This is a genomic window from Flavobacterium sp. (genome assembly GCF_044368995.1).
In the GTDB taxonomy this organism is placed as follows: domain Bacteria; phylum Bacteroidota; class Bacteroidia; order Flavobacteriales; family Flavobacteriaceae; genus Flavobacterium.
Genome location: NZ_JBIPMS010000009.1, coordinates 1 through 20,990, shown reverse-complemented (window position 1 = coordinate 20,990; position 20,990 = coordinate 1). Strand labels below are relative to the sequence as shown.

Annotated in this window: 15 protein-coding genes and 1 pseudogene; 9 read left to right on the top strand and 7 right to left on the bottom strand. The window is 31.6% G+C overall.

Annotation, left to right across the window (positions count from 1 at the left end):
- Nucleotides 1-111: 111 nt before the first annotated feature.
- The gene (locus ACIQ2I_RS01665) at nucleotides 112-2,343 is read right to left on the bottom strand and encodes a TonB-dependent siderophore receptor (RefSeq protein ID WP_396180700.1); all 2,232 of its coding nucleotides are present in this window, start codon (nucleotides 2,341-2,343) and stop codon (nucleotides 112-114) included.
- 185 nt (nucleotides 2,344-2,528) lie between these two features.
- On the opposite strand from ACIQ2I_RS01665, the gene prfA reads away from it, so the two are divergent.
- Both prfA and ACIQ2I_RS01655 read left to right on the top strand, forming a co-directional pair.
- Nucleotides 2,529-3,602: a peptide chain release factor 1 gene (gene prfA / locus ACIQ2I_RS01660; RefSeq protein ID WP_396180699.1), complete on the top strand. Its 1,074-nt coding sequence runs from the start codon at nucleotides 2,529-2,531 to the stop codon at nucleotides 3,600-3,602.
- 121 nt (nucleotides 3,603-3,723) lie between these two features.
- Nucleotides 3,724-4,656, top strand: coding sequence for a LysR substrate-binding domain-containing protein (locus tag ACIQ2I_RS01655; RefSeq protein ID WP_396180698.1), 933 nt, complete (start codon nucleotides 3,724-3,726; stop codon nucleotides 4,654-4,656).
- A gap of 43 nt (nucleotides 4,657-4,699) precedes the next feature.
- Here the strand turns inward: ACIQ2I_RS01655 and ACIQ2I_RS01650 are convergent, their stop codons facing one another.
- Both ACIQ2I_RS01650 and ACIQ2I_RS01645 read right to left on the bottom strand, forming a co-directional pair.
- Nucleotides 4,700-5,320, bottom strand: coding sequence for an L-threonylcarbamoyladenylate synthase (locus tag ACIQ2I_RS01650; RefSeq protein WP_396180697.1), 621 nt, complete (start codon nucleotides 5,318-5,320; stop codon nucleotides 4,700-4,702).
- 40 nt (nucleotides 5,321-5,360) lie between these two features.
- Entirely contained in the window at nucleotides 5,361-7,694 is a 2,334-nt protein-coding gene (locus tag ACIQ2I_RS01645; protein ID WP_396180696.1) for an ATP-dependent helicase, read from the bottom strand.
- A gap of 181 nt (nucleotides 7,695-7,875) precedes the next feature.
- Between ACIQ2I_RS01645 and ACIQ2I_RS01640 the strand changes: the two genes are divergently transcribed.
- The 3 genes from ACIQ2I_RS01640 to ACIQ2I_RS01630 all read left to right on the top strand — a co-directional run bounded on the left by ACIQ2I_RS01640 (nucleotide 7,876) and on the right by ACIQ2I_RS01630 (nucleotide 12,086).
- Entirely contained in the window at nucleotides 7,876-8,400 is a 525-nt protein-coding gene (locus ACIQ2I_RS01640) for a hypothetical protein (RefSeq protein ID WP_396180695.1), read from the top strand.
- A gap of 219 nt (nucleotides 8,401-8,619) precedes the next feature.
- Nucleotides 8,620-11,154 carry a DUF559 domain-containing protein gene (locus ACIQ2I_RS01635; RefSeq protein WP_396180694.1) on the top strand — a complete coding sequence of 845 codons (2,535 nt, stop codon included), beginning with the start codon at nucleotides 8,620-8,622 and terminating at the stop codon, nucleotides 11,152-11,154.
- 68 nt (nucleotides 11,155-11,222) lie between these two features.
- The gene (locus ACIQ2I_RS01630; protein WP_396180693.1) at nucleotides 11,223-12,086 is read left to right on the top strand and encodes a bestrophin family protein; all 864 of its coding nucleotides are present in this window, start codon (nucleotides 11,223-11,225) and stop codon (nucleotides 12,084-12,086) included.
- Nucleotides 12,087-12,159: 73 nt separating this feature from the next.
- On the opposite strand, the gene ACIQ2I_RS01625 is transcribed toward ACIQ2I_RS01630, so the two are convergent.
- The 4 genes from ACIQ2I_RS01625 to ACIQ2I_RS01610 form a co-directional block, all read right to left on the bottom strand.
- Entirely contained in the window at nucleotides 12,160-13,113 is a 954-nt protein-coding gene (locus tag ACIQ2I_RS01625) for a transketolase family protein (protein ID WP_396180692.1), read from the bottom strand.
- Nucleotides 13,114-13,156: 43 nt separating this feature from the next.
- Nucleotides 13,157-13,675, bottom strand: a complete 519-nt coding sequence (locus ACIQ2I_RS01620; RefSeq protein ID WP_396180691.1) for a hypothetical protein — start codon at nucleotides 13,673-13,675, stop codon at nucleotides 13,157-13,159.
- Between the two features lie 122 nt (nucleotides 13,676-13,797).
- Complete coding sequence (locus ACIQ2I_RS01615; protein ID WP_396180690.1) at nucleotides 13,798-14,646, bottom strand: transketolase; 849 nt, start codon at nucleotides 14,644-14,646, stop codon at nucleotides 13,798-13,800.
- Nucleotides 14,647-14,700: 54 nt separating this feature from the next.
- Nucleotides 14,701-15,564, bottom strand: a complete 864-nt coding sequence (locus tag ACIQ2I_RS01610) for an alpha/beta hydrolase (protein WP_396180689.1) — start codon at nucleotides 15,562-15,564, stop codon at nucleotides 14,701-14,703.
- 95 nt (nucleotides 15,565-15,659) lie between these two features.
- Between ACIQ2I_RS01610 and ACIQ2I_RS01605 the strand changes: the two genes are divergently transcribed.
- The 4 genes and pseudogenes from ACIQ2I_RS01605 to ACIQ2I_RS01590 all read left to right on the top strand — a co-directional run.
- Nucleotides 15,660-16,475 carry a M48 family metallopeptidase gene (locus ACIQ2I_RS01605; RefSeq protein ID WP_396180688.1) on the top strand — a complete coding sequence of 272 codons (816 nt, stop codon included), beginning with the start codon at nucleotides 15,660-15,662 and terminating at the stop codon, nucleotides 16,473-16,475.
- Between the two features lie 57 nt (nucleotides 16,476-16,532).
- Nucleotides 16,533-17,825, top strand: coding sequence for an MFS transporter (locus ACIQ2I_RS01600; protein ID WP_396180687.1), 1,293 nt, complete (start codon nucleotides 16,533-16,535; stop codon nucleotides 17,823-17,825).
- A 150-nt stretch (nucleotides 17,826-17,975) separates the two neighbouring features.
- Nucleotides 17,976-20,444, top strand: a complete 2,469-nt coding sequence (lon, locus tag ACIQ2I_RS01595) for an endopeptidase La (RefSeq protein ID WP_396180686.1) — start codon at nucleotides 17,976-17,978, stop codon at nucleotides 20,442-20,444.
- Nucleotides 20,445-20,533: 89 nt separating this feature from the next.
- Nucleotides 20,534-20,990 (top strand): annotated as a pseudogene (locus ACIQ2I_RS01590) (glycosyltransferase family 1 protein); the annotation flags it as partial.

Genomic DNA, 20,990 nt, shown 5'->3' with positions numbered 1-20,990 from the left:
ATTTTATTTGTGAATTCTGTTCAAAGATAAATCATAAATTTATTTTTAACAAATAATATCTTTTTTTAATGCCATTTTATTTTTTAGCATGAAATTGATCACTTTGGTTTTCTAAAATTTATACGAAACTGTGGTTGAAATCATTCTAGGTGCAATAGGTGTTACAGTATTGTCGTCATATACATAATAACTTATTACATTTCCAATATTCGATAATTTAGCTCTGATTGAAAAAGCAGGAGTTGTGTAACCAACTGAAGCATCAAATTGTAAAAAACCAGCTACTGGAATTGGCTTTCTTGCAATTTCTGCTGGAGAGGATGCATTATTAGGTCGTAATCTTCCACCTAAAATTTTTCCAACATAAGCGGACTGTACTCCTATTTCTAATCCATTTAATTTAGAATTTACAAACGTATAAAACAAACTTGCATTTGCTGTGTTTTTTGGTGCAAATCGCAATTGTGTGCCTTTATCAAAAATATTGCTTTTAGTATATTTTGTTTCATTAAAACTATAACCAGCCATGGCTCTAATATTTTTAAAACTTCCAGAAATATCTATTTCAATACCTTTGCTAATAAAGGAACCTGCTAATTCTTTAATATTAGTATTTACATTTCCGTTAGAAAAATCAGTTTGTGCTAAATTTCCAAAATTGATACTATAACCCGTTATATTAGCAGTTAATCGGCCTTTAAATAACTCGTTCTTTACACCAATTTCATATTGATCAATCGTTGAATGAGGTAATGCTTTGAAATTTTTGTCTGTTCCAGTATTCAATACAAATGAATCTGAATAACTTGCAAAGATTGAATTGGTTCTTGTGGGCTGAAATACTAATCCTAATTTTGAAGATATAATATTGTCATTTGTTTTAGTTACTACATCATTACCAGATGAAAAAGTAGTTGTATTGGTAGTACTCTCTAAATAACTGTAACGCAAACCAGTCAATACTTTTAATTTAGTGGTTAATTCGATAAAATCTTGTATATAAAATCCAGCACGTTTTATGTCTGCATCAGCGACAGTATTTTTATCTAATATTGGAATAGTTGCAGCGCTATAGGTTGGGTTTTTACCAATTATTAAACTTGGATTATAAATATTAATTTTATCAAAATAATTAATAGTTGTGTAATTCAAAGTTCCGGTGTTTGATCTGTCTGCGTCTGCACCAAAAAGCATTAAATGTTTAATAGTTCCTGTATTAAAATTTCCTGTAACATCTATTTCAGCAAAAGAATAGTCTTGTTTAGTAGCTGCTTTTTGAACACCTCGTACCCAATCTCCATTTGCTTGAACTAAATTATTATTTGGTGATGTTGGTGTTAAATTCCCTGAGTTTGGTCTTGAACTTGATAATAAATTGGTGCTAAAACCTTGATACGATAATATTCCTTTCAACTGCCAATTAGTATCTATTTGATGATTTAAAGTAGCCGTAACGCTCTCTTGTTTACTATCAAATGTAGCCCAATCAAAATTTAAAAAAGCACTTCTTGGTAACGCCACAACTTTATAATCAATTGTTGTTATACCGAAATCTGGTGTTCTGCTATCCTTCAAATAATCGGCTTCTACTAATAAAGTCGTTTTTTTAGATAAATTAAATAAGAAAGAAGGATTTATATAAAATCGTTCGCTACTGACATTATCCCTAAAACTATTACCCGTTTCATAACTAGTAACTAAACGATAAGCCGCGGATTGATTTGTATCTAAACTTCCATAAATATCAATAATTGGTTTATAAAAATCATATTCTGAAGCTCGAAAAGTTATTTCGCCACCTTGTTGAAATTTAGGTTTTTTCGTTTCTAAATTTAATATTCCACCTGGGGCAACATTACCATATAATAAAGCCGAACTACCTTTTAAAATTTCGATACTTTCCAAAGAAGCTGATTCTGGAATTAAGGAACCGTTAAAACGAATACCATTCTTAAACGTATTTCCGCCACTAAAAGTAAATCCTCGGGAACCGTATTCTTCTTGATTATTTCCAGATGCATTATTTGCGCCAGAAACATAAACGCCATTTGTATTTCTTAAGGCATCAGAAACTCGTAAAATTTGTTGTTGTTCAATTGTTGTTCTATCAACAATAGCTATTGCTTGTGGCAAATCCAATGCTTTAACTGGTAACTTTACGGCATTAACAAAACCCTTTTGTATTTTTTTGATTATGACAACTTCTTCAATCGCTTTGCCTTTTTTCTTTACGGAATCATTCTCAAATTCAAAGGCAAAATCATTAGAATTTCTATTTTCAACTTGTCCAAAAATGAATTGAACTCCTACAAACATTACAAATACAAAAAAATATTTCTTCATTTTTATTTAGAATAAATTAAAATAACACTGCAAATGTAAAAAGCAAAACATTCAAAAACAAGTTTATTTAGAATAAATAAAAATAATAATTATAACTATTTGATTATCAAAAAGAAAAAGTTTTGAATGTAATATTTTAAAACTTTAAACTAAAATTGTAACTTTGCGATCCAAAATAAGAAGACATGTTAGACAGATTACAATATGTAAAACAACGTTTCGACGAAATATCAGATTTAATTATTCAACCTGATGTAATTGCCGATCAGAAACGCTATGTACAATTAAACCAAGAATACAAAAGCTTAAATGCGTTAGTTCAAAAACGTGAAGAATATATAACTCTGGATGCTAACGTAAAAGAAGCCCAAGAAATAATTGCAGATGGTTCTGATGCCGAAATGGTTGAAATGGCAAAAATGCAATTAGAAGAAGCAAAAGAACGTTTGCCTTTACTGGAAGAAGAAATCAAATTTATGTTGATTCCTAAAGATCCAGAAGATGCAAAAAATGTAATGGTTGAAATTCGTGCTGGTACAGGTGGTGATGAAGCGTCTATTTTTGCTGGTGATTTATATCGTATGTATACTAAATACTGCGAAGGTCGAGGTTGGAAATGTTCTGTTGTAGATATGAGTGATGGAACTTCAGGTGGATTTAAAGAAGTGATTTTTGAAGTAACCGGAGAAGATGTTTATGGTGCATTAAAGTATGAAGCTGGCGTACACCGTGTGCAACGTGTGCCACAAACAGAAACACAAGGTCGTGTGCATACTTCAGCTGCTACTGTAATGGTTTTACCAGAAGCGGAAGAATTTGATGTGCAAATTGATATGAATGATGTTCGTGTTGATTTCTTCTGTTCTTCAGGACCTGGTGGACAATCTGTAAATACTACTAAATCGGCTGTACGATTAACACACATTCCATCTGGATTAGTAGCGCAATGTCAGGACCAAAAATCGCAACATAAAAATAAAGATAAAGCTTTAACTGTTTTACGTTCCCGTTTATACGAACAAGAACTAGCTAAAAAACAAGCTGAAGATGCTATAACACGTACTTCCCAAGTTAGTTCTGGAGACCGTTCAGCTAAAATTAGAACCTATAATTACCCACAAGGCCGTGTAACCGATCATAGAATTGGTGTTGACGTTTTTGATATGGACGGCGTAATGTCCGGAAAAATTCATAAATTTATTGACGAATTACAATTAGTTGCCAATACTGAAAAATTAAAAGAGTCTGATGTGTATTAATAAGCTACTATTTTTTTAAAATAAAAAACTCTGGATTATTTTCAGAGTTTTTTTATAAACTTTTCTTAATCAATAGTTTTTTACAATAGAAATTTTTACTTTTATATCAAATATTGATACAATGACAATTACCCAATTATACTACGTTTTGGCCGTAGCTGAAAATAAAAATTTTACATTAGCCGCCGAAAAATGTTTTGTGACGCAGCCCACCTTAAGCATGCAAATTCAAAAATTAGAAGATGAATTAGGAATTCAAATTTTCGATAGAACTAAAAAACCAATTGGTTTAACTGAAGTAGGTAATAAAATCGTAATACAAGCTAAAAACATAGTTAACGAAGCCAACAGAATTAAAGACATTGTTGAACAACAGAAAGGATTTATTGGCGGTGATTTCCGTATTGGAATGATCCCAACTGTAATGCCAACTTTGTTACCTATGTTTTTAAATACTTTCATTAAAAAGTATCCAAAAGTTAACTTAATTGTAGAAGAATTAAATACTTCAGATATTATTACCAAATTAAAAAATGGTCATTTAGATTGTGCTATTGCAGCCACGCCTTTAGATGAAGAAAAACTTAAGGAAATTGTATTATATTACGAACCTTTTGTAGCTTATATTCCAGAAAATAGTGTAAATAAAGCAAAAAAAGAAATAGAAGTTGCCGATTTAGATGTAGAAAAAATCTTGCTTTTACAAGACGGCCATTGCTTTAGAAATAGTGTACTAAATTTATGTAAAACAAATAATTTTATAGGTGAAAATCATTTCCAATTAGAAAGTGGCAGTTTTGAAACTTTAATAAAATTATCTGATGAAGGTTTAGGCACAACACTACTACCCTATTTGCATACGTTAGATTTAAATGACAAAAACAAAACAAAACTGAAACAATTTATCAACCCAAAACCATCAAGAGAAGTAAGTTTAATTTTCTCTAAAAACGAATTAAAAATTCATATTATTGATGCGTTAAAAACAACCATTCAAGGTGTAGTTCGAGGTGCAATTGCGTTTAGTAATGTGGAAATTGTAAGCCCGAAGTAATTTACGATTTACGATTTGGGATTTAAAAATTGGAATTTGGAATTTATATGACATTTACATCACCTTTACCTTCTCTTACAATAATTGGTTCGTGACCTGTTAAATCGATGATAGTTGACGCTACGTTTTCTCCGTAACCACCATCAATAACTAAGTCTACTTGATTTTGCCATTTTTCAAAGATTAATTCTGGATCCGTGGAATATTCAATTACCTCATCTTCGTCGTGAATGGATGAAGAAACAATTGGATTGCCTAACATTTCCACAATTTGTATGGCAATATTATTATCTGGCACTCTAATACCAACCGTTTTTTTCTTACGAAAGTCTTTCGGTAAATCGTTATTTCCTGGTAAAATAAAAGTATATGGTCCTGGAAGCGCGCGTTTTAAAATCTTAAAAGTCGCAGTATCAATTTGTTTTACATAATCTGAAATATTACTTAAACTACAACAAACGAAAGAAAAATTGGCTTTTTCCAACTTAATACCTTTGATTTTCGCTAATTTTTCCAACGCACGAGAATTGGTAATATCACAACCTAAACCATAAACGGTATCTGTCGGGTAAATGACCAATCCACCATTTTTTAAAACCTCAACTACTTTTTTAATAGCAGCTTCATTAGGATTGTCTTCGTATATTTTTAGAAATTCTGCCATTTTTTATTTACTTTATACTGTTAGCTTATTGCTTATAGCTTTACCCAATCACATTCAACTTTGCAAACCTTAACAACAACTTCTTTAAGCCACCAACATCAAAACGTATTTCCGCTTTTTTGTCTGCTCCTACGCCTTCTAAACCTATAATTTCACCTTTTCCAAAGCGTTCATGTATTACAATGTTTCCAACAGCTAAATTAGCATCTGTAACATTGTTTTTAGATGTACCTGCACCACTGCTTAATGGTTTTAATCTTCTAATGTTTGCAGACGAAATAGGTTCGTTTTTAGTGATATATTCTGGTGGTGTTCCAGATGTTGGTTTCGCTAATCGTAATTTTGATTTATCCACATCACCAAAAATATCAATATCCATGGATGGTTTGTATCGGTAACCCGAATCAATCGGATTCATGTATTCTAGATATTCGCTATTAATTTCTTCAATAAAACGTGAAGGTTCACTATCTACCAATTTTCCCCAACGGTAACGTGATTGTGCATAAGTTAAATATGCCTGTTGTTCGGCACGAGTTAAAGCTACGTAAAACAATCTTCTTTCTTCTTCCAACTCGCTTCGTGTATTCATACTCATGGCACTTGGAAACAAATCTTCTTCCATTCCAACCACAAAAACGTGTGGAAATTCTAATCCTTTTGCTAAGTGAATCGTCATTAATGCTACTCTATCATCATCGCCTGTGTCTTTATCTAAGTCTGTTGCCAACGCTACATCTTCCATAAATTCAGCCAATGCTCCACGAGCGCCATCAATTTCTTTCTGACCTTCGGTAAAATCTTTAATACCGTTTAATAATTCTTCTATATTTTCGATACGAGCAATTCCTTCAGGTGTGCCGTCTTTTTTTAATTCTTGCACTAAACCTGTTTTCTTCGTTACGTGGTCTGTTAAAGTAAAGGCATCTTGTTGTTCATTGATGACTTGAAAACTTTTTATCATCGTAACAAAATCTTGCAACTTGGTTTTAGTTCCCGAATTTAATTTTAAATCGATTTTATCAATATGCTCCATTACTTCAAAAATGGAACGTTTGTAATGATTGGCAGCAACCGTAAGTTTTTCAACAGTAGTATCACCAATTCCTCTTGCTGGATAATTTATTACTCGCACCAAAGCTTCTTCATCTTTTGGATTGATTACCAATCGTAAATAAGATAATACATCTTTAATTTCTTTACGTTGATAAAACGATAAGCCGCCATAAATTCGGTAAGGGATATCTCTTTTTCGCAAAGCGTCTTCCATAGCACGAGATTGCGCATTGGTTCTGTACAAAATAGCAAAGTACGAATTTGGCAATTGATTTTGCATTTTCTGTTCAAAAATAGTTCCGGCTACAAAACGACCTTCTTCACCGTCAGTTACACTTCTATGTACTTTTATTTTCGGACCGTCATCATTAGCTGTCCAAACAATTTTATCCAATTTGGTTTTATTCTTATCTATAACATTATTTGCAGCTTCTACAATATTTTTTGAAGATCGATAATTTTGTTCCAATCGGTACAACTTAACGCCGTCATAATCTTTTTGAAAGTTTAAAATATTATTGATATTTGCCCCACGAAAAGCATAAATACTTTGCGCATCATCGCCCACCACACAAATATTCTGGAATCTATCCGATAAGGCTTTTACAATTAAATATTGAGAATGATTCGTATCTTGGTACTCATCAACTAATATATATCTAAATTTATCTTGATATTTCGCTAAAACATCTGGGAAACGATTTAACAACTCGTTGGTTTTCAATAATAAATCATCAAAATCCATCGCACCTGATTTAAAACAGCGTTCTACATAATTATTGTAAATTTCACCCATACGAGGTTTTTTGCTCATCGCATCGGCTTCTTGCAGTTCCGGATTGTTAAAATACGCTCGAACTGTAATTAACGAATTTTTATATTGGGAAATTCGACCTAAAATTTGTTTGGGTTTATAAATGTCTTTATCCAATTGCATTTCTTTGATAATACCGCCTAAACAACGCAAAGAATCTTGAGAATCGTAGATAGTGAAATTGGAAGGATAACCTAATTTTTCAGCTTCACTTCGTAAAATTTTGGCAAAAACAGAATGAAAAGTACCCATCCAAAGGTTTTTAGCTTCATTGTTTCCTACAATTTCAGCAATACGTTTTTTCATTTCACGTGCTGCTTTGTTGGTAAAAGTTAGTGCTAAAATATTAAATGCATCAACACCTTGATGCATCAAATTCGCAATTCGCACTGTCAGTACTCGTGTTTTCCCTGAACCTGCGCCCGCAATAACAATCATAGCACCATCTTTTTGCAAAACTGGTGCTCGTTGTGCTTCATTTAATTGATTTATGTACTGTTGCATGGGTAAAATTAGTATAACTAGGAACGCAAAAATACAGAATATGAAAGGATTTTACCTACTTTTAGCATTCATTTAGTTGTAAATTATCAACAATTTTTTGATTAAAAGTAATAACATAACATAAGAATTAAATATTGTATTAACTTTTAAAAAAATATTTTAATTTAGCAAAAAAAACCACATGAACATAGAAGCAAAATTACTTGAAATTGCCACATATACTTTACCAGCAATTATAACTGGTGGAGTCGCTTATGGTTTGCTACATAAATTTTTTAAAAACGAAGAAAACAAACGAAAATTTGAATTGCTAAGAGAGAATCAGCGCTTAGGATTACCTATTAGATTACAAGCTTATGAGCGTATTGTGTTGTTTTTAGAACGTATCAATCCAATTAACTTAATGATGCGCGTAGAACCAAGCTCTTTAGATCCTCAAAGTTACGCTACGCTTCTAGTACATACAATTCAAACAGAATATGAGCATAATATTGCACAACAAATATATTTTACTCAAGAAAGTTGGGAAATAATCTTAAAAGCCAAAAACAGCATTATCACGCAAATTAGAAGATTTTCTATTGAAGGAGAAGTGAAATCTGGAGAAGAATTACGCACAAAACTTCTTCAAGAACTTATACAAACAGAAAGCGCAAGCAGTGTGGCTATTGGTTTTATAAAAGAAGAACTGAAAAGGGTTTTTTAATTTGTATTAGTATCGTACTGATTTTAATAATTACTTGAATTAGAATTTTTAAATCTTATACGAATATAAAACATTTTTAAAATTCATACATTTCCAAATTAACAAATAATAACTATCTTCGCCTTAAAGCAAAATTCAAACATAGATTGTAGAAATTAATATATTTTCATTATTTTTTTGTTTTTGATACTGTATTTTGACATTGATTTGTAATTCACATTGAACCTACTCGAAACCCCCATAGAATATTTAAAAGGCGTTGGGCCGCAACGTGGCGATTTGCTGCGCAAAGAAATGAATATTCATAAATATGGTGATTTAATCAATTTATATCCGAACAGATATATCGACAGAACGCGCTATTTTAAAATCAACCAACTAATAAACAGCAATTCGGAAGTTCAAATTATTGGAAAAGTTGTTCATATTAAAACCATCGATCAAGGAAAAGGAAAATCAAGATTAGTCGCCACTTTTTTAGATGATACAGGACAAGTGGAATTGGTTTGGTTTCAAGGACAAAAATGGGTAAAAGAAAGCTTAAAACTCAATACCGTTTATGTTATTTTTGGGAAAGTTACTCAATTTGGTTCGGTTTTTAATATGGCACATCCAGAAATGGAATTGTTGGAGGAGCACAAAACCATATTACGAAGTGCGATGCAACCTGTTTATCCTAGTACCGAAAAATTAAATAATAAAGGCATAAACAATAAAGTAATCAATAAAATGATGATGCAATTGTTTGGCGAAACACATCAATTATTTTCAGAAACTTTGCCTATTTCCATCATTGAAGAATTAAAACTAATTCCTAAAAAAGAAGCTTTAGTTAACATTCATTTTCCAAAAAGTCAGGATCTTTTAGCCAAAGCGCAGTTCAGATTAAAGTTTGAAGAATTGTTTTTCATTCAACTGCAATTAATCACCAAAAACTTAATTCGAAAACATAAAATAAAAGGTTTTCCTTTCGAAATTATTGGTGAAAATTTTAATAATTTCTACAACAATCATTTACCTTTTGAATTGACGAATGCTCAAAAAAGAGTATTGAAAGAAATACGAAACGATTTAGGCAGTCATGCACAAATGAATCGTTTGCTTCAAGGCGATGTAGGTTCAGGAAAAACCATTGTTGCTTTAATGTGTATGCTTATTGCAAAAGATAACAGCTTTCAAAGCTGTTTAATGGCGCCTACAGAAATTTTAGCGAATCAGCATTTTAATGGCATTACAGAATTAGCTAAAGATTTAAATATTAACATCAGAATATTAACGGGTTCCACAAAAATTGCACAACGAAGAATCATACATGAAGAATTAGAAAACGGAACATTAGATATAATCATCGGTACGCATGCATTATTGGAAGATAAAGTCCAATTTAAAAATTTAGGTTTGGCAGTTATTGATGAACAACATCGTTTTGGCGTAGAACAAAGAAGTAAACTTTGGGGAAAAGCCTCCCCTAACCCTTCCAAAGAAGGGGAAATCGAACGTATTAAACAAAAATACGAAACAGCACGACCATCCACATATAAACTTTTAAAAGAACTTCAAAAAGAGAACAAAAAAAATAGTACTCAAGCTGAAAGTATTTTATGGGAATACTTAAGAAATAAAAATATAAAGTATAAATTCAGAAGACAACATATTATTGATATTTTCATTGCGGACTTTGTTTGTTTAGAGAAAAAACTAATAATTGAAGTTGATGGTGGCTATCATAACACATTAGAACAAAGAGAAGCCGGCGAATTAAGAACACAAATCTTAAATGAAATTGGTTTTAAAGTAATTCGATTTACAAACGAACAAGTTGTTGGCGATATTGATAATGTTATTAATAGGATCAACACAATCTTGGCAAGCCTCCCTTCTGGGGAGGTTGGAGGGGCTACTCCCCCACACGTTTTAGTAATGACAGCCACTCCTATTCCTCGAACTTTAGCGATGAGTTTGTATGGCGATTTAGATATTTCTGTAATAGATGAATTACCTCCAGGCAGAAAACCAATTCAAACTGAACATAGATTTGACAGCAAACGATTGGTAGTATGGAAATTTTTAAAAGATGAAATTGCCAAAGGCCGACAAATTTATATAGTTTATCCATTAATTCAGGAATCTGAAAAGATGGATTATAAAGATTTGATGGACGGTTATGAAAGTATTTCACGGGATTTTCCTTTGCCAAACTATTCGATTTCAATTTTACACGGAAAAATGAAACCCGCAGATAAAGATGAAGAAATGAAACGCTTTTCTGAAGGAAAAACGAATATTATGGTAGCAACAACGGTTATTGAAGTAGGCGTAAATATCCCTAATGCGTCTGTAATGGTAATTGAAAGTGCGGAACGTTTTGGTTTGTCACAATTGCATCAGTTAAGAGGACGCGTAGGCCGAGGAGCTGAGCAAAGTTATTGTATTTTAATGACCGATTACAAACTTTCTGAAGATAGCAAAACCCGAATGGAAACTATGGTACGAACCAATGACGGCTTTGAAATTGCAGAAGTAGATTTAAAACTTCGTGGTCCCGGAGATATTATGGGAAAACAACAAAGTGGCGTATTAAACCTCCAAATCGCCGATTTAGTAAAAGACCGTGATATTTTACAAGTAGCTCGACATTTGGCAGTAAAACTTCTAAAAACAGATCCTAGTATGAATTTACCTGAACACGCAAAGTTAAAAGCTGTATTTTTGGAAATTAGCAAAAAAAAGAGCATTTGGAATTATATATCTTAAAAGGATATAGAATATTAAGCATAGAATATAGAAGCAAGATTTAATAAATTTATTTAAAACACAATACCATGGTGCAATATAACCCAAAAGACTGGATTACTTTTATTTTTCGATTTCATAAATCGGATACCTTTCGACAATTAATTCCAATGATGATATTAATTGGTGTTTATTCTGGTGCAATTTGTTATTTCGAAATACATTATTTCAAATTAAAAGAAAATAGTCATGTTAAAAATATTTCCATATTGCATACAACTGTTGGTTTTGTATTATCATTACTTTTAGCCTACCGAACCAACACTGCTTATGATCGCTGGTGGGAAGGAAGAAAATTATGGGGAAGTTTGGTAAATAATTCTAGAAATTTAGCTATTAAATTAGCCGCTATTTTAGATAATGAAGCAGATAAAATTTATTTCAGAAAAGTAATTCCTGGTTTTGCTTCTATATTAGCAAAACATTTAAGTAATGAAGAAGTTGGTAAAGTTTTATTTGAAGGTTTGGATTTAGAAATTGACCAAAACAAACACAAACCCAACCAAGTAGCCAAGATGATTTATAGTAAAATTAATAATTTATATAAATCTAACAAAATAACTGGTAATCAGTTAATTATATTAAATTTAGAAATACAATCTTTCACAGATGTTTGTGGTGCTTGCGAACGAATTAAAAACACACCAATACCCTATTCTTACAGTGCGTTTATTAAAAAATTTATTTTCTTTTACGTGATGACTTTACCTTTTGGATATGTATTTAGCTTAGGATATTACATCATTCCTGTAGTAGTTTTTATATTTTATGTATTGGCAAGTTTAGAATTAATTGCCGAAGAAATTGAAGATCCATTTGGCGGTGATGAAAATGATTTACCTACTGCAAAAATTGCAAGCAATATTAAAAAACACGTTGAAGAAATTTTATAAACTTTAAACTGAAAATAAAAATTCCCGTTTCGAAATTGATCGCAACGGGAATTTTTTTAACTGTAAAATAATATTATTTTCTAGCCATCACTTTTAATGATTTCTCAATAATAGCTTTACTGTTTAATCCGTATTTTTCCATTAATTGTTCTGGTGTACCACTTTCTCCAAAGGTATCATTTGTTGCTACAAATTCCTGAGGAGTTGGTTTATTTAAACTTAACGTTCTGGCTATACTTTCTCCTAAACCACCTAAGAAATTATGTTCTTCAGCTGTTACTACACAACCTGTTTTGGCAACCGATTTTAAAATAGCTGCTTCATCTAAAGGTTTTATGGTGTGAATATTAATCACTTCAGCAGAAATACCTTGTTTTTCTAATTCTTCAGCAGCGATTAAAGCTTCCCACACCAAATGTCCAGTTGCGATTATCGTAACATCATTTCCTTCGTTTAATAAAATGGCTTTTCCAATTACAAAAGGTGCATCTGCAGGCATAAAATTAGGCACTACAGGACGACCAAAACGCAAATATGCCGGTCCATGATGATCTGCTAGAGCCAAAGTCGCTGCTTTAGTTTGGTTGTAATCACAAGTATTAATAACTGTCATTCCAGGCAACATTTTCATTAAACCTATATCTTCTAAAATTTGATGCGTAGCGCCATCTTCACCTAAAGTTAAACCTGCGTGTGAAGCACAAATTTTAACATTCTTATCTGAATAAGCAACAGATTGACGAATTTGGTCATATACTCTACCTGTAGAAAAGTTAGCAAAAGTTCCAGTAAAAGGAATTTTTCCACCAATTGTTAAACCTGCAGCAATTCCTATCATATTTGCTTCTGCAATTCCGATTTGGAAAAAACGTTCTGGATGATTTTTCTTGAAATCGTCAAACTTTAACGAACCAATTAAATCGGCACAAAGCGCAACCACATTTTCATTTTTTTGTCCTAATTCGGTCATTCCTGCTCCAAATCCTGAACGGGTATCTTTACTTCCTGTGTTTTCGTATTTTTTCATTGTATTGTTTTTATTATATCTCAATTTTTTAAATTCAATTGTCTTAATTAGAATAAACTTCAGTTTTAGGAAGTGGAACTCGTGTTATTATATTTTTATTGGTTATCAAATAAATTTCTTCAAATAATTTATTTCTTCCGTCAAATATTTTAATGCTGATTGGTAAATCAGTTAAGATTTCTATATTCGAATTTAGAAACAAGCCATGTGAAACAGAATTTATAAAATCGAAATCATATTTTAGATTACTCTTAATGGTAATAATTTCAACAGTACTTAATATTTTTTTCTTGTCTTTATTTTTATACCCAAAAAATGATAATTTAGTATTAACACTATCAATAATCTCCTCTTTGAATTCAAAATAATAACTTTTAAATGTATGTTTTGATTTTTTAGTTAAAGAATCAGTTAAAAAATATTCAAAACAAATGGAATTACTATGATTTTTTAAATAATACCAATGAGATTTTCTAGATACCTCATCAATTAAAGAACCCATTATTTTATCATCATTAAAATTATGACCACTAAAATAATAATTACTATTTAATGTATTCAAAAAAAAATAATTTATGACACCACTTTTCATTCCTTTATATTCAAAAAAAGTATCAAAATTTACATTTTGGGAAAATGATTGCAAACAAAATATTAAAAATAAAAATTTAATATATTTTTTCATTAATAATCTCCTAAAGTTACTGGATTTTGGTTTAAGGCATTTTCTAATTGCTCATTACTAGGTGCTTTACCATGCCAAGCGTGCGTATGCATCATAAAATCTACTCCATTACCCATTTCTGTATGCAATAACACACAAACTGGTTTTCCTTTTCCTGTACGAGATTTTGCATCTGTCATTCCGTTTATTATGGCTTCTATGTTATTTCCTTCTGTAATTTCTAAAACGTCCCAATCAAAAGCTTCAAATTTGGCTTTAATATTTCCCATATTTAAAACATTAGTAGTTGAACCATCAATTTGTTGTCCATTCAAATCCACAGTTGCAATTAAGTTGTCTACATTTTTTGCAGAGGCATACATAATCGCTTCCCAGTTTTGGCCTTCTTGTAATTCACCATCACCAGTTAAAACATATACTAAATTTGTGTCTTTATTTAGTTTTTTAGCTTGTGCCGCACCAATGGCGACAGACAAACCTTGTCCTAAAGAGCCAGAAGCCATTCTGATACCTTCTAATCCTTCATGAGTTGTTGGATGCCCTTGTAAACGAGTATTTAATTTACGGAAAGTTGCCAATTCCGATACTGAAAAATAACCGCTTCGAGCTAAAACACTATAAAATACTGGAGAAATGTGTCCGTTCGATAAAAAGAAAATGTCTTCATTAGCGCCATTCATATCAAAACCTTCGTTTCTTTTCATTACTTGTTGGTATAGTGTTACTAAAAATTCAGCACAACCTAAAGAACCACCTGGATGACCTGAATTAACTGCATGAACCATTCTAAGAATATCTCTTCGAACTTGTTGTGTAAATTGTTCTAAATTTGAAATTTGTTGTGTCATTGTAAAAAGTTTTTGCAAAAATAAATTTAATAATCTGTTTATACTAATGAGATTTTATTTTTTTATCAAGAAGAATTCAACAATTTTCTCAATAACTTTTGAATCGCCTAATATTTTCCTATGTCCTAAATTATTTGTAATTAAAATTTCTTTATTCGAAAGGTTCTCTGCCAAATGATACGATTCTGAAACTGGAATATCTTCATCATTTGAATCATGAATAACTAAAACCGGAATTTTTACTTCTTGTGCAACTACATAAGCTGAAAAACTTTCCATTTCTAAATGGTATTTCTTTTCAAAATTATTTTTCATCAAAACAGCTACTTTATTTGGTAAACCAATTTTTTCGATAAATGTATTTACTATATTAATGACACTGTTTCCGCTACCTATTACTGCAACTTTTTTTACTAGCAAACCTTTTTTTACAGCGTTTAAAATTGACATGCCGCCTAAAGAATGTCCGACTGCAAATTCAAAAGGGCCATGCTCTTTTTCAACTTCCAATATAGATTCAATAAACTCGAGCATTAATGTGGTTTTTGTACCTGATTTACCATGTGCTGGCGCATCAAAACTAACTGTTGCGTAACCATTTTCTAGGAATGCATCTGCGATTTTTACCAATTGTGTGCCTCTTCCCGACCAACCGTGAACTAGAAGGATTTTTTTACTCGAATTTCCATAAGCATAGACCACAATTTCTTTATTTATAGATGGAACAAACAACTTTGAATGTTGGGATTCTGCTTCCATTTGAAACTCTCTTTTCGGAATTTTATGTTTTACGGGTGTAATAAATAATTTTCGAGCAAATTTCTCAGCTAAAATAGGAGAAATTCTATATAAAAAACGACCAATTAAAATTATAATTTTAGGAACTTGCGATTCGGTTGGAGATTTTTTATTCGGCATCAGAAATTTTTATACAAAAGTAATCAATTATAGTATGGTATGATTTTTGAACTAAACAAAAAATAGAATAACTTTGTTTGACCAAATTTTATATCATGAAAATACTTCTTAAATCAATCATCATAACAGGAATTCTTGTTGCTTCTTGTGCAAAAAATCCATTTACGGGTAAAAGAACTATGGCTCTTGTTCCAAACAGTCAAATTTTTCCATCTGCGTTTCAACAATACAATCAGTTTTTATCTGAAAATAAAGTTTTAAAAGAAACTTCTGATGCCAAACGAATTGAAATAATTGGAATGAAAATAAAAACAGCCTCTGAACGCTACTTGACTGCCAACGGAAAATCCGATTATTTAAATGACTACAAATGGGAATATAATTTAGTAGACAGCAAAGAAGTAAATGCTTGGTGTATGCCTGGTGGTAAAATTGTTTTTTATACCGGAATTTTACCCGTTTGTAAAGACGATGCTGGAATTGCAGCAGTAATGGGTCACGAAGTCGCACACGCTTTAGCCAATCACGGGCAACAACGAATGAGTGCTGGTTTAATACAACAAGCTGTCGGTGTTGGCGCTGCTGTAGCCGCTGAAAAATATGTGCCAAAATATCAAAATGAAGCCATGCAAGCGTATGGTGCTGGTTCACAAGTATTAGGGATTTTGCCGTTTAGCAGAGCTCATGAAAGCGAAGCCGATATGATTGGATTGACGCTTATGGCTATTGCCGGATATGATCCTATAAATGCAGTAAAAGTTTGGGAAAGGATGTCGGCGCAATCCGAAGGGAAATCGCCTCCAGAATTTTTAAGCACACACCCCAGTAACCAAACCAGAATTGATGAATTAACCGCATTACTTCCTCAAGCAAAAGCAGAAGCTGCTAAATTTGGCGTTACATTTAAATAGTAAAAATATTATCTTATATTAGTCCCGATTTCTATCGGGATTTTTATTTTATAAATTATGCAACAACTTGAAAAAGGAAATAACAAAGTTTTAAATGCTTGGGCGTTTTACGACTGGGCAAATTCTGTATATTCTTTAGTCATATCTTCCTCTATTTTTCCATTGTATTTTGGTTTCTTATTCACAAAGGAAAATCCAAATATTAAATTATTAGGGACTTCAATTAAAGCTACTTCATTAGTTTTCTTTACCACAGCTTTTGCTTTTTTAACAGTTGCAATACTATCTCCAATTTTATCTGGAATTGCTGATTATTTAGGGAATAAAAAACGATTTATGCAAGTTTTTTGCTATTTAGGCGCTGCGTCTTGTATTGGATTATATTGGTTTACCAAAGAAAATATTTTATTTGGGATGTGTTGTTTTTATTTTGGACTTGTCGGATTTTGGGGCAGTTTAGTGTATTACAATTCATATTTATCAGATATAGCTTTTACGAATCAACATGACAAATTAAGCGCTAAAGGTTTTTCATTAGGTTATATCGGCAGTGTTATTTTACTTGTTATTTGCTTGTATTTAATTATCGGAAGAACAGATGAGGAAGCCATTGAAGCAATGAAATTATCATTTGTTTTTACCGGAATTTGGTGGGCTGTATTTAGCCAATATACCTTTTATTATTTACCAAAAGGAAATAAAAATAAACATCCTATAACTTTTTCTGTGCTACTTAATGGGTATAATGAATTAAAGAAAGTACAAAAATTATTTTTTAAGGACGAAAAATTAAAAAGCTTTTTAATTGCCTTTTTTGTATACAGCATGGCGGTACAAACCGTAATGCTTGTTGCTACTTATTTTGGAGAACAAGAAATAAATTGGGGTACAGCTGACGAAAAAAGACAAGGACTAATTGTGAGTATATTAATGATCCAATTGGTAGCGGTTTTGGGAGCAATTTTAACCTCAAAATTGGCCTTAGAATTCGGAAATATTAAAACATTAATTGGCATTAATACAGTTTGGATTTTTATTTGTATTGGAGCTTTTTTTGTAACTAAACCTATTCAATTTTACATTGTAGCTGGAATTGTTGGTTTAGTAATGGGAGGTATTCAATCGCTTTCACGTTCTACTTTTTCTAAATTAATGCCGGAAACAAATGATACTACGTCGTTTTTTAGTTTTTATGACGTAGCCGAAAAAATTGGGATTGTAATTGGTATGGTTCTTTACGGAAGCATCAATCAAATTACAGGAAGTATGCGAAATGCAGTTTTATTTCTTGTACTGTTTTTTGTGATTGGTGTTATTTTACTTTTTAGAACACTAAAAATAAAAAAATAATTATTTTAAGTTTTTTATGGCATACATCTTGACTTATATAAGTGTAAATTAAACCATACTACTTGCTTTTATTGTGACTTACCTCGATTAAAAAAAAATAGTTGTAAATTTACATTCCTTTTTTAATGACAAAATGACTTATAAATAGATATGCCAAACCATAAAATAGTAGCGATTGACAATTTGTCGCTTCAAGAACTAGATTCAGAAGCAGAATTAATTCCATTAATGACTCCCGAAGATGAGGAGGAAATGAATAATGAAGAATTACCTGCAGATTTACCCATTTTACCTTTAAGAAATACCGTTTTATTTCCAGGTGTTGTCATACCGATCACGGCTGGAAGAGATAAATCGATTAAATTAATAAACGATGCCAATGCGGCTGGTAAAATTATTGGTGTAGTAGCACAAAAAAATGAAGCTGACGAAGATCCTACTTTAGATGAAATTTATCATGTAGGAACAGTTGCCCGAATCATGCGTGTTTTGAAAATGCCTGACGGAAATACGACCATTATTCTTCAAGGAAAAAAACGTTTTGAAATAAGTGAATTTACACAAAGTGAACCTTACTTTAAAGCCAAAATAAAGGAAGTAAATGAAGTGCGTCCGAAGAAAAAAGATGAAGAATTTTTGACTATTATTGAATCAATTAAAGATTTAGCAATTGAAATCATAAAAGAAAGTCCAAACATACCTTCAGAGGCCACTTTTGCAATTAAAAACATTGAAAGTGATCCGTTTTTGATCAATTTTGTGTCTTCAAATATGAATTTAAATGTTTCGGATAAACAATATTTATTAGGTATTGTAGATTTGAAAGAACGCGCTTTAGAAACCTTACGTTATATGAATTTAGAACTTCAGAAATTGGAGTTAAAAAATGACATTCAATCTAAAGTTCGGTTTGATTTAGACCAACAACAACGCGAATATTTCTTACAGCAACAAATGAAAACCATTCAGGAAGAATTGGGTGGCGTTTCAAATGATGCTGAAATTGAAGAAATGCGAACCAAGGGAAAAAGTAAAAAATGGGATGCCAAAACTGCGGAACATTTTGATAAAGAAATTTACAAATTGCAACGCACCAACCCGAATTCACCTGATTTTGGAATTCAACGTAATTATTTGGATTTATTTTTAGAATTGCCTTGGAATGAATTTTCAAAAGATAAGTTTGACCTAAAAAAAGCACAACAAATTTTAGACAGAGACCATTTTGGTTTAGAAGATGTAAAGAAACGTATCGTTGAACATTTAGCGGTTTTAAAATTGCGAAACGATATGAAATCGCCAATTTTATGTTTATACGGACCACCTGGTGTGGGTAAAACATCTATTGGGAAGTCGGTTGCAGAAGCATTAGGGAGAGAATATGTTAGAATTTCATTAGGTGGTTTACGAGACGAAGCGGAAATTCGTGGACATCGTAAAACGTATATCGGAGCCATGCCTGGTAGAATTATTCAATCTATCAAAAAAGCAAAAACGTCTAATCCTGTTTTCGTTTTAGATGAAATTGATAAGTTGTCTTCTAGTTATAATGGCGATCCATCTTCTGCACTTTTGGAGGTTTTAGATCCAGAACAAAATAACGATTTCCACGATAACTTCCTAGAATTAGGTTACGACCTTTCTAAAGTTATGTTTATTGCAACTTCTAACAATTTATCAACCATTCAGCCTGCTTTATTAGATAGAATGGAAATTATAAACATGTCGGGTTATACCATTGAAGAAAAAATTGAAATTGCGAAAAACTTCTTGTTACCAAAGCAATTGGCAGCACACGGATTAACTTCAAAAGATTTACAAATTGGAAAAAATCAATTAGAAAAAATCGTTACGGGTTATACGCGTGAATCTGGTGTTCGTGGTTTAGATAAGACAATCGCTCAAATGGTACGATATGCTGCAAAATCTGTAGCAATGGAGGAAGACTATAATCAAAAAGTAACGGATGCTGACATTCTTGAAGTGCTGAAATCACCCAGAATGGAACGAGATAAATATGAAAATAATGATACTGCTGGTGTAGTTACAGGTTTAGCTTGGACATCTGTTGGTGGTGATATTTTATTTATTGAATCGTTAGTTTCAAAAGGAAAAGGCGACATGACCATGACTGGAAATTTAGGAACGGTGATGAAAGAATCGGTAACTATTGCGTTAGAATATATTAAAGCTAATGCTAAACAATTGGGTATTGAAGCTGAAGTTTTAACCCAATACAACATTCATATTCACGTACCAGAAGGAGCGACTCCGAAAGACGGTCCAAGCGCCGGAATTGCCATGTTGACCTCAATGGTTTCAAGTTTTACACAAAATAGAATTAAGAAAAATATTGCGATGACAGGCGAAATTACTTTGCGTGGAAAAGTATTACCTGTTGGTGGAATTAAAGAAAAAATATTAGCCGCAAAACGTGCCAATATTAAAGAAATCATTTTATGCAATGAAAACAAACGCGATATTGAAGAAATTAACGCCAATTATTTAGCCGGTTTAACTTTTCATTATGTGGATACGATGAAAGAGGTAATTGATATTGCCATTTTAAAGGAAAAAGTAAAAAACGCAATAACTTTTGACATTAAAAAGGTAAATTAAATTTTCGGATATTCAGAAAACAGACTAAAACCTATATGAATCAAAACGTATAGGTTTTTTCTTTATATTTGAAATATTAAAATAAAACAATGAAGATACTACTCGTAGGAGAATTTAGTCGGTTACACAATTCATTAAAAGAAGGACTCTTGGCATTAGGTCACGAAGTTATTTTAGTGAATAATGGCGATGACTTTAAAAACTATCCTGCAGATATTAGCATTCGAGCGGCTTTTTTCAAATCGAAATTGGGGAATATTCCAAGACAAATTTGGTTTAGAATTTTTAAATTCGATTTGGCTTTATTAGAACATGGTATTAGATTTTGGTGGATTTCTAAAAAACTAAAATACTTTGATGTAGTACAGTTAATTAATGAAACTCCAATACAAACTGTTTCAAAGTTAGAATTGTTTTTATTAAAACGTATTTTAAAGCAAAATAAAAAAGTGTTTTTAATGTGTTGTGGGATTGATTATATGACCGTATCTCATATGCTCCAACAGAAAGACAGGTATTCCGTTATGAATCCTTACTTTGAGGGTA